The organism is Streptococcus sp. 4155 (assembly GCF_013276695.1).
Taxonomy (GTDB): Bacteria; Bacillota; Bacilli; order Lactobacillales; family Streptococcaceae; genus Streptococcus; species Streptococcus pseudopneumoniae.
This window is the reverse complement of the sequence record NZ_VMLM01000005.1, coordinates 1-9,602: the sequence shown is the minus strand read 5'-3', so window position 1 is coordinate 9,602 and position 9,602 is coordinate 1. Positions and strand designations below refer to the sequence as shown.

The following is a 9,602-nucleotide window of genomic DNA, read 5'->3' as shown; positions in this document are numbered from 1 at the left end:
AATAGTGAAAAATATCTATCCTATCTTCTAGAATGTCTTCCAAACGAGGAAACTCTCGTAAACAAAGAGGTTTTAGAGGCTTATTTACCATGGAATAAAGTTGTACAAGAAAAGTGCAAATAAGAAATCTCCAGATTAGGAACTATCCGTGAGTTCTCTAGTCTGGAGATCTTTCAATATACTTCGTTATTGGGCGGTTACTAACAAGGTATCTATCATTCATGGAAGACCTCCTGTATACTATTAGTAAAGTAAAACTATTGGAGGATATTTTAATGCCACAACCTATTGTTCCTGTAGAGATTCCACAATCTCGACCTTTTGATTCTAAAAAGAGAAATGATAGTCTGCTTAAAGTTCGTAATTATCGCCAAGAAGAAGATTGGGCTAAGATGGGTTTACCAATCACACGTAAGGAAATCTCTAATTGGCATATCAAGACGAGTCAATACTATTAGAGTCCCTTTATAACCTTTTACGAGAAAAGTTGTTAGAACAAGCTCTTCTTCATGCGGATGAAACCTATTATCGGGTTCTAGAGAGTGCTAGTCAGCTGACTTACTATTGGACTTTTTTGTCAGGAAAATCAGAGAAGCAAGCAAACACACTCTACCTCCATGATTAGCGTCGAAGTGGTTCAGTAGTACAAGACTTCCTAGGAGATTATTCTGGATATGTGCATTGTGATATGTTGCGGTAGTAACTTAGGACTTTAGTCCTCTAGTTCTGCCTATGCAATAGCAGTCCAAGGTTTAGGAGCAAGGCGACGCTAAGCTTGGTAAACTGTGAACCGCTAGAAGCTTATCGTCAACTGGAAGAAGCTGAACTTGTTGGATGTTGGGCGCATGTGAGAAGGAAATTTTTTGAAGCGCCCCCCAAACTAGCAGACTCTCGTAAACAAAGAGGTTTTAGAGGCTTGTTTACCATGGACTAAAGTTGTACAAGAAAAGTGCAAATAAGAAGTCTCCAGATTAGGAACTATCGCTGAGTTCTCTAGTCTGGAGATTTTTCAATATACCCTGTTATTGGACGCTTATAGCAGAGTGATGCCATCACTGGGCTAATAGAGATAAAATAAACAATTGATTTAGGACATTTGTTTGATAGTGGTGATAAAGTTTTAAATCTGCTACATAATTTGTGGAGTTTTTTCTATAATTAGGAGTTTAACCTAATCTGCAAATAGGAGTATACTAATAATGTAATCGTTATCAAAAGTCTAAAAAAGAATTTTTAGATGGATATCAAAATAAAAAGGGAGGAAATTATGAATAAGTTTTCAAAAACCTTGAGAGATAACTGGATCTTTCTCTTGATGGTTTTGCCAGGGGCACTCTGGTTGATTCTATTCTTCTACATTCCAGTATTTGGGAACGTGGTTGCCTTCAAAGACTACCACATGACCAGTAATGGTTTCATAGATAGTATCATAAATAGTAAATGGGTCGGACTCGATAATTTCAGATTCTTATTTAGTTCAAGAGACGCCTTTATTATTACACGAAATACGGTCCTCTACAATCTTGGCTTTATCTTTCTAGGTTTAGTTGTATCTGTAGGGATTGCCATTATCCTCAGTGAACTCCGTTCCAAGAGAATGGTGAAGATTTTCCAAACTTCTATGTTGTTCCCTTACTTCTTGTCTTGGGTTATCATCAGTTTCTTTACAGATGCCTTCCTAAATATTGATAAAGGGGTGTTCAATCATTTATTGGAAAGTCTTGGTCTCAAAGAAGTCAACTTCTACGCTGATTTGGGAATTTGGCCTTATCTCCTACTTTTCCTAGGTATTTGGAAAGGTTTTGGATATAGCAGTGTTATGTACTATGCGACGATTATGGGAATTGATCCAACCTACTACGAAGCAGCGACAGTGGACGGAGCCAGCAAATGGCAACGGATTCGCAATGTAACCATTCCGCAGTTGACACCATTGGTAACTGTATTGACCATCCTTGCAGTTGGAAATATCTTCCGTGCAGACTTTGGTCTTTTCTACCAAATCCCTCACAATGCTGGTCAGCTTTATAACGTAACCAACGTCTTGGACGTATATGTATATAATGGATTGACCCAGACAGCAGATATCGGGATGGCTTCAGCAGCAGGTCTCTACCAATCAGTAGTCGGCTTGATTCTGGTGGTTCTATCAAACTTACTGGCAAGACGAGTTGATCCAAACTCAGCTTTGTTCTAGAAAGGAGGAGAATATGGCAGAAAAGAAAATTAAAAAAGAAAAAATTGATAATGTCGGCATTCACTCCTTCAGTAAGAAAGCAGATATCTTCTTCAGTACCATTTCGGGTTTGATTGCCCTCTCTTGTATCCTACCCTTCGTATTCGTTATCATTATTTCAGTGACGGACGAGAAAAGCCTCCTCCAATACGGCTACAGCTTCTTCCCATCCCAATTTGGATTAGACGGTTTTGAGTTCTTGGCACAGTTTAAGGATAAAATCTTACAGGCCCTCTTCATTTCTGTCTTTGTAACCGTAGTTGGGACATTTACAAATGTCTTTATCACAACAACCTATGCCTACGCTATCTCACGGACAACATTTAAGTATCGCAGATTTTTTACCATCTTCGTCCTTCTCAGTATGTTGTTCAACGCTGGTTTGGTACCAGGTTATATCATGGTGACTCGTGTGCTTCAGCTTGGGGATACTGTTTGGGCCTTGATTGTGCCAATGCTTCTCTCACCATTCAATATCATCTTGATGCGTTCCTTCTTCAAGAAGACCATCCCAGAAGCCATTCTTGAATCCGCTCGTATCGATGGTGCCAGTGAGGCCCGGATTTTCTTCCAAATCTGTTTACCATTATCACTACCAGGTATCGCAACCATCACGCTTTTGACAGCACTTGGTTTCTGGAATGACTGGTTCAACGCCCTTCTTTACATCAAGAGTGACAACTTGTATCCATTGCAATATTTGCTTATGCAAATCCAACAAAATATGGACTACATTGCCAAAGCGGTCGGCTTGACTGGTCAACTGGGAGTTGCTCTACCGAAAGAAACAGGTCGTATGGCCATGGTTGTGGTTGCAACCCTTCCAATCGCGATTTTGTATCCATTCTTCCAACGCTACTTTGTAAAAGGTTTGACTATCGGTGGTGTGAAAGAATAGTGTTTATTGAGAAAGAACATTTCTCATTTCCAAACTTCCCTTGCGTGAAGTTAACATCATTACATTGTTTATAAGTTTAAAAATAAAAAAAGGAGTTTTTATCATGAAAAACTGGAAAAAATATGCTTTTGCATCTGCTAGTGTAGTCGCTTTGGCTGCAGGTCTTGCTGCTTGTGGAAACTTGACAGGTAACAGCAAAAAAGCTGCTGATTCAGGTGACAAACCTGTTATCAAAATGTACCAAATCGGTGACAAACCAGACAACTTGGATGAATTGTTAGCAAATGCCAACAAAATCATCGAAGAAAAAGTTGGTGCCAAATTGGATATCCAATACCTTGGCTGGGGTGACTATGGTAAGAAAATGTCAGTTATCACATCATCTGGTGAAAACTATGATATCGCCTTTGCAGATAACTACATTGTAAATGCTCAAAAAGGTGCTTACGCTGACTTGACAGAATTGTACAAAAAAGAAGGTAAAGACCTTTACAAAGCACTTGACCCAGCCTACATCAAGGGTAATACTGTAAACGGTAAAATTTACGCTGTTCCAGTTGCAGCCAACGTTGCATCATCTCAAAACTTTGCCTTCAACGGAACTCTCCTTGCCAAATATGGTATCGATATTTCAGGTGTTACTTCTTACGAAACTCTTGAGCCAGTCTTGAAACAAATTAAAGAAAAAGCTCCAGATGTAGTGCCATTTGCTATTGGTAAAATTTTCATCCCATCTGATAACTTTGACTACCCAGTAGCAAACGGGCTTCCATTCGTTATTGACCTTGAAGGCGATACTACTAAAGTTGTAAACCGTTACGAAGTGCCTCGTTTCAAAGAACACTTGAAGACTCTTCACAAATTCTATGAAGCTGGCTACATTCCAAAAGATGTCGCAACAAGCGATACTTCCTTTGATCTTCAACAAGATACTTGGTTCGTTCGTGAAGAAACAGTAGGACCAGCTGACTACGGTAATAGCTTGCTTTCACGTGTTGCCAACAAAGATATCCAAATCAAACCAATTACTAACTTCATAAAGAAAAACCAAACAACACAAGTTGCTAACTTTGTCATCTCAAACAACTCTAAGAACAAAGAAAAATCAATGGAAGTGTTGAACCTCTTGAATACGAACCCAGAACTCTTGAACGGCCTTGTTTACGGTCCAGAAGGCAAGAACTGGGAAAAAATTGAAGGTAAAGAAAACCGTGTTCGCGTTCTTGATGGCTACAAAGGAAACACTCACATGGGTGGATGGAACACTGGTAACAACTGGATCCTTTACATCAACGAAAACGTTACAGATCAACAAATCGAAAATTCTAAGAAAGAATTGGCAGAAGCTAAAGAGTCTCCAGCGCTTGGATTTATCTTCAATACTGACAATGTGAAATCTGAAATCTCAGCTATTGCTAACACAATGCAACAATTTGATACAGCTATCAACACTGGTACTGTAGACCCAGATAAAGCGATTCCAGAATTGATGGAAAAATTGAAATCTGAAGGTGCCTACGAAAAAGTATTGAACGAAATGCAAAAACAATACGATGAATTCTTGAAAAACAAAAAATAATCAGCTAAATTGATTTCGTGTATTCATTCCTAACTCCTAAAATAAGAATCACTGCTTTCTTCAGGCTTATCTGGGGAAGGCAGTGATTTTTTGAATGAAAAATAAACCAACTAATATAATTCAGGTATAGTTGGTCTTTTTGTATAAAATTGCTATTTTATGAGGAGTGTTGTCTCTGTAATAAATCATTCTTATCCCAAGTATAGAACTTCATCACAGAGACATTCGATATCTTGCTCTATATGAGAAGCTAGAATAATAAGTTTCCCCTTTTCTTTTAGGTGGAGTAATTTTTCTCGAATTTTTTGAACAGATTGCTTATCAAGTCCGTTCATTGGTTCATCTAAGAGTAATATATCTGGATTTTCCATAAAAGCCTGTGCTAGAGCTAATTTTTGTTTCATTCCTAAAGAGTAGTGTTTTACTTTTTTAGAAGAACTAGGATCGAGTCCTACATCTATCATACTCTGAATGATTTCTTTCTCTCCTATTTTATTTTTGATTAGAGCTAGTTGATGTAAGTTATCAAAACCAGAATAACCTTCCAGAAATCCTGGAGTCTCAATAATAACACCTACACTTGGTAAGAAGGGAAAATCTATTCCAAGTATGTTTCCATCTAATTCGATTTTTCCTTCAGTTATACCTTCTAATCCCGCTAAACACTTGAGTAAAACTGTTTTTCCTGAACCGTTATATCCAACAATTCCGTATATATTTCCACTGGAAAATTCAAAGGAAAGGTCTTCAAAAATTACATTGTGTTTATAGTTTTTACGAATAGATTTTAAATGTAAGTTTGTCATATCTATTGTCTCCTTATTTTTTTCATAACAACTAGGATTATGGCGAGCAAAAGGTATAAAAGTAGGATACGAGTAATTATTTCTGGTAGGGATAGTAAGCCAGAATGGGCTTCGTATTTAATATAATGGAAGTCTAGCCAAGTTAAAGGAGATAAAAATTTAATCCAGAAACGTGAAGCTTCTGTAATAAATAATTCTACAATAACTAATCCACAGGCTAAGGTATTTCCTAAATTAGAATAATGACTATTGAAAACGAAAATCACTCCTCCAATCAAAATGAACATAAGGAATAGCAATAAGAATATTTGAAAAAAAGCTCCATAGGGAGAATAATATTGCAGTATAATTGAGCGTAGATGCGTCATGCTATCAACACCTTCCGGAAATGAAATACGTCCTTGAGCTAAGGAGGGTAGGAGACGTCCCCAATGATTTGAAAAGTGTAGTGTAGGAAGAAAAGTGATTAGAATGCTGATGATTTGGTAAATCGAAGCGATTAAGCTCGCTATAATCAGATAAATAAACTGGGAGAGCATCCACTTTTTCTGTCCGATTTTTAAGATTAACCAAAACTGGAAAGTATCTTTTAAAGGAAGATTGCTAAATAGTAGTATGACAGATAAAATAGAAATTGCAGTGAACCATTGACTCGTGAAGAGAACAGTTACAATGCTGACAGGATAAGTTTCTTTGAAGTGATTAGCTAAATTAGAAAAAGGTAGCATTAAAATCAAAGTATAGAGGTGAAAGAAAATTAAGATAGGCAACAATCGTTTAAAGGTGAATTGTTGTTTTAAGAGAATAGTTACTACACGTATAATCTCCATAAGATTACTCCTTATCATAAAAATGCCAATGTTTTTTAAGAGCTAGTCGAATGATCTCTATTGACAAAAGTGCCCATAGAGTTAAGAAAATATAAGGATAAAGCAACGAAAAAATATTTCGAAAGTTTTCGTCACCTACTTGAAAATATGCTAGCCCTTCTCGTAAATAATCATCTGTCGTTAAGACGATATGTGGTAGAGTAAAAAAAGGGAGAACTCTCTCTAAACCAAATGTTGTGAGGACAAACCAGGCTGTACTTGGAAGAAGATAGACCATTAACACATTAGGGTAAAAAACGGAAAGAACTCCACCTAATAGAGTAAAGAATGCAAAATAGAGTCCAATTAGACTAATGAGAAGGAAGTAGAAAAGGAATATAAATCCTTGATTTAACAACCACTGATTGCTAAAAGTAGATGAGTAGTGAGAATTAGTGAGGGGAAAATAAAAGGAGAGGAGAATTAAAAAACAGAATCCTAAGGTCAGTCCTACAAAATAAGAACGGAAAATTAACCGTTTGACGAAGGAAGAAGCGTATTGTCGCAGAGACATACGACTAAGTAAAAAAGGAAGTCTATTTTGATGGTAGTCTTGTGAAAAGTCTGTTACTACAGTGGAAGCTGCTGTTAAGATATATAATGACATTGCTAGATTTCTAGAGAAGGAGAGCATGAAATAATCAGGGACTGCAAGTGAATTTCTTCCGTCTAATTTTATTGTTAGATCTGTATAGGACATCATCAATGCAACTACTAAGGAAAAGAGTAGTCCAATCCAAATCCTCCAATCTTTTAGCGTATATTTAAAGGGGAGAAGTAGTTTCATCTAACTTACCTCTTTCCAGTTTGTGGGATCGATAACTGCTTTATCTATACGATCTTTTTCTTTGATTGTAAAGATTAGGAAGGGACGATAGAGATTTCCTCCATAGAGTTCTTTTTCTTGAGTGGGAATAGGTATATACTCAATTGTAAATGACTCAATATAAATTGGACTGTCCAAAATCAAATTTTCGTATTTTTCTTTTAAAACATCTAATCCTTTTTGGACAGAAAGAGTCGCCATTTTATCTATTTTTTGAGTCGGTAAGATAACACCAGATAAATCAATTCCTTGAATCCCTGCTTGGGTGATGATAAAGTTTAGGTCAGAACCATGAATAAAACTAATCTCTCCGGATGAACCTAGCTGAGTTTCGCCATCAATAACTCTTTTACTAGAAAGTTTTGGAAAAACAGTAACATAGCACATATCAGTCAGATTGTTTTTGTCTATCTTTGTTCCTTTTAATTCTTTGGCATTTCTTTCGTAGGTTGGGAGATACTCAAGGAGTGTTTCTTTTGAGATAGCGTAGATGAGATAATCATAATCGTCAAATCCTAATTGGAGGGTATTTAGAAATTGCTTAACTTTGTTAACACCATCTTCTTTTGAAAATGGAAGTTCTTCTTTAAAGTCGGTTAGATTTAGATTATTTTCAATAGCGTCTAATCGTAGGTTGTGGAAAACACTTGATAGATCTGATATTTGATCAGATGTTAAATGAATCCATGATCCAGTTTTATTGACGGTAATATCTGCTCTGGTCTTTCCTTTTTGGAGTCTGGTTAAAGGATTCTTATCGGCAATAATCTCACTAATTTCACTATCGCTTCCCATAAAATTTTGGATAGCTGTTACCAATGTTTCTTTGTCTCCTTTTTTTGAGTCCCAAAAAGGCAATTCTTCTTTATAGGAGGTATCTATCTGGTCTGATAGATAGATTTGCTCTGTTATCTCTTTATAACCTTCTTTTATGGGAAGATTTTCCTTATTTATCTCAGTTGTTTGCTTTTGGCTATATTGACAAGCTGTTAAAAAGATAAAGGGAAGAATAAGTAGAAATAATAGGTATTTTTTCATAGTAAAAAGCTCCTTTAAAAAAGGAGCAGAGACATGATACTTTTTAGATGATGCCTCTACTCTTAGAAGGGGGCGTTAGGCTAGTGAGCGCTCACATGATAAACTAGCGAATAACCCAATGTTTGTTACTTTTTGTTTTGAGACGAATTAAGGGTCAAAACGTCCTGTTATATTCGAATTGAGCCAACCATATTTAGAGGCGTTGAGATAATAATAGCGTCCAATTGTTCCATAACCATTGTTATAGCGAAGATTATAGCGACCATTTGAATCAGCTATTTTCATCTCAGTTGCAGGCTCATCCTCAGCAGCAGTCCAAGCGCGAATTCTGACCTTTTTTCCCCAACCAAGACCACCTGTGATATTAGCAACAGCAGGGGAGCCGTCTGTTTTTTCAGTTTTTCGGCTACTAACGGAATAGTCTTCGCGTGTAACATGAAGATTGAAATACACCATCTTAGCAGAAACAGTCTGACTAGCTAAGGGGAGTAAGCAAGCGACTCCTAGTCCTAATGCGATGCATTTTTTCAAATTTGTCATCACAATACCTCCTTTGTATTTCAGTGAAACCGATTTCATTTACATTGTACTACTTTTTTTTTATAATGTCAATCGCAAAATAAAGTATTTGTGATTTGTAATTCGAATGTGATAATGTCTTTATAAAATAAGTTATTAGATTTACATATCTCATAAAATATGGTTAAATTATTATATTGAATTTAGAATAGTACAGCATCTCTTCTAAAATATTGTTATAAATTGATTTGGATTCCAAAATTAAATTGCTCGATTCTTATTTCATTTTATTATATTTGACCCAGATAAAGCGATTCCAGAATTGATGGAAAAATTGAAATCTGAAGGTTCCTACGAAAAAGTATTGAACGAAATGCAAAAACAATACGATGAATTCTTGAAAAACAAAAAATAATCAGCTAAATTGATTTCGTGTATTCATTCCTAACTCCTAAAATAAGAATCACTGCTTTCCTCAGGCTTATCTGGGGGAGGCAGTGGTTTTTTGGGCACAAGGATATAGATATTCCTGTTTTCTCTTATCCTTATTTTAATACTCAATAAAAATCAAAGAGCAAACTAGGAAGCTAGCCGCAGGCTGCTCAAAACACAGTTTTGAGGTTGTGGATAGAACTGACAGAGTCAGTATCATATACCTACGGCAAGGTGAAGCTGACGTGGTTTGAAGAGATTTTCGAAAAGTATTAATCACTAATTATCTATCTCAACAAATCGTCCCAGAATATGAACATTCTCCGAGACAGAGACAAAGGCGCTTGGATCTACTTGTGTCATAATCTGTTTAAATTCATTAAACTCTGCACGTGTAAT

At 36.3% G+C, this 9,602-nt stretch carries 13 protein-coding genes; 7 read left to right on the top strand and 6 right to left on the bottom strand.

Going from position 1 to position 9,602, the window contains the following annotated elements; translation table 11 throughout:
• Positions 1-275: 275 nt before the first annotated feature.
• From HT715_RS12185 to HT715_RS00950, 6 genes are all read left to right on the top strand, one after another.
• The gene (locus HT715_RS12185) at positions 276-458 is read left to right on the top strand and encodes a hypothetical protein (RefSeq protein ID WP_171043235.1); all 183 of its coding nucleotides are present in this window, start codon (positions 276-278) and stop codon (positions 456-458) included.
• A 29-nt stretch (positions 459-487) separates the two neighbouring features.
• Positions 488-625 (top strand): transposase, encoded by a 138-nt coding sequence (locus tag HT715_RS12180; protein ID WP_275690525.1) that lies wholly within the window; start codon positions 488-490, stop codon positions 623-625.
• A 150-nt stretch (positions 626-775) separates the two neighbouring features.
• On the top strand, positions 776-934 hold the full coding sequence (locus HT715_RS00965; protein ID WP_275689890.1) for a transposase: 159 nt from the start codon (positions 776-778) through the stop codon (positions 932-934).
• A 333-nt stretch (positions 935-1,267) separates the two neighbouring features.
• Positions 1,268-2,197, top strand: a complete 930-nt coding sequence (locus HT715_RS00960; RefSeq protein ID WP_007284784.1) for a sugar ABC transporter permease — start codon at positions 1,268-1,270, stop codon at positions 2,195-2,197.
• A 13-nt stretch (positions 2,198-2,210) separates the two neighbouring features.
• A complete protein-coding gene (locus tag HT715_RS00955; RefSeq protein ID WP_000818350.1) occupies positions 2,211-3,134 on the top strand; it encodes a carbohydrate ABC transporter permease in 924 nt (307 codons plus the stop codon).
• Positions 3,135-3,237: 103 nt separating this feature from the next.
• Entirely contained in the window at positions 3,238-4,713 is a 1,476-nt protein-coding gene (locus HT715_RS00950) for an ABC transporter substrate-binding protein (protein ID WP_172922788.1), read from the top strand.
• Positions 4,714-4,904: 191 nt separating this feature from the next.
• Here the strand turns inward: HT715_RS00950 and HT715_RS00945 are convergent, their stop codons facing one another.
• The 5 genes from HT715_RS00945 to HT715_RS00925 all read right to left on the bottom strand — a co-directional run bounded on the left by HT715_RS00945 (position 4,905) and on the right by HT715_RS00925 (position 8,792).
• The gene (locus tag HT715_RS00945) at positions 4,905-5,519 is read right to left on the bottom strand and encodes an ATP-binding cassette domain-containing protein (RefSeq protein ID WP_050281781.1); all 615 of its coding nucleotides are present in this window, start codon (positions 5,517-5,519) and stop codon (positions 4,905-4,907) included.
• Positions 5,520-5,521: 2 nt separating this feature from the next.
• Entirely contained in the window at positions 5,522-6,349 is an 828-nt protein-coding gene (locus HT715_RS00940; protein ID WP_138701815.1) for a hypothetical protein, read from the bottom strand.
• A 4-nt stretch (positions 6,350-6,353) separates the two neighbouring features.
• A complete protein-coding gene (locus HT715_RS00935) occupies positions 6,354-7,175 on the bottom strand; it encodes a hypothetical protein (protein WP_000771482.1) in 822 nt (273 codons plus the stop codon).
• On the bottom strand, positions 7,176-8,252 hold the full coding sequence (locus HT715_RS00930; protein ID WP_138701816.1) for a hypothetical protein: 1,077 nt from the start codon (positions 8,250-8,252) through the stop codon (positions 7,176-7,178).
• 147 nt (positions 8,253-8,399) lie between these two features.
• The gene (locus HT715_RS00925) at positions 8,400-8,792 is read right to left on the bottom strand and encodes a hypothetical protein (protein WP_023941407.1); all 393 of its coding nucleotides are present in this window, start codon (positions 8,790-8,792) and stop codon (positions 8,400-8,402) included.
• 244 nt (positions 8,793-9,036) lie between these two features.
• On the opposite strand from HT715_RS00925, the gene HT715_RS00920 reads away from it, so the two are divergent.
• Positions 9,037-9,186: a DUF3502 domain-containing protein gene (locus HT715_RS00920; protein WP_329600473.1), complete on the top strand. Its 150-nt coding sequence runs from the start codon at positions 9,037-9,039 to the stop codon at positions 9,184-9,186.
• A gap of 296 nt (positions 9,187-9,482) precedes the next feature.
• On the opposite strand, the gene HT715_RS00915 is transcribed toward HT715_RS00920, so the two are convergent.
• Positions 9,483-9,602, bottom strand: a 120-nt coding sequence (locus HT715_RS00915; RefSeq protein WP_172922787.1) for a DUF2179 domain-containing protein, incomplete at its 5' end; no start/stop codon positions are given.

Excerpts from the sequence above, each read along its gene's own strand:
- HT715_RS00940 (WP_138701815.1), bottom strand. The coding sequence starts at position 6,349 with ATGGAGATTATACGTGTAGTAACTATTCTCTTAAAACAACAATTCACC.
- HT715_RS00960 (WP_007284784.1), top strand. The coding sequence starts at position 1,268 with ATGAATAAGTTTTCAAAAACCTTGAGAGATAACTGGATCTTTCTCTTG.
- HT715_RS00935 (WP_000771482.1), bottom strand. The coding sequence starts at position 7,175 with ATGAAACTACTTCTCCCCTTTAAATATACGCTAAAAGATTGGAGGATT.
- HT715_RS12185 (WP_171043235.1), top strand. The coding sequence starts at position 276 with ATGCCACAACCTATTGTTCCTGTAGAGATTCCACAATCTCGACCTTTT.
- HT715_RS00950 (WP_172922788.1), top strand. The coding sequence starts at position 3,238 with ATGAAAAACTGGAAAAAATATGCTTTTGCATCTGCTAGTGTAGTCGCT.
- HT715_RS00955 (WP_000818350.1), top strand. The coding sequence starts at position 2,211 with ATGGCAGAAAAGAAAATTAAAAAAGAAAAAATTGATAATGTCGGCATT.
- HT715_RS00930 (WP_138701816.1), bottom strand. The coding sequence starts at position 8,252 with ATGAAAAAATACCTATTATTTCTACTTATTCTTCCCTTTATCTTTTTA.
- HT715_RS00925 (WP_023941407.1), bottom strand. The coding sequence starts at position 8,792 with ATGACAAATTTGAAAAAATGCATCGCATTAGGACTAGGAGTCGCTTGC.
- HT715_RS00945 (WP_050281781.1), bottom strand. The coding sequence starts at position 5,519 with ATGACAAACTTACATTTAAAATCTATTCGTAAAAACTATAAACACAAT.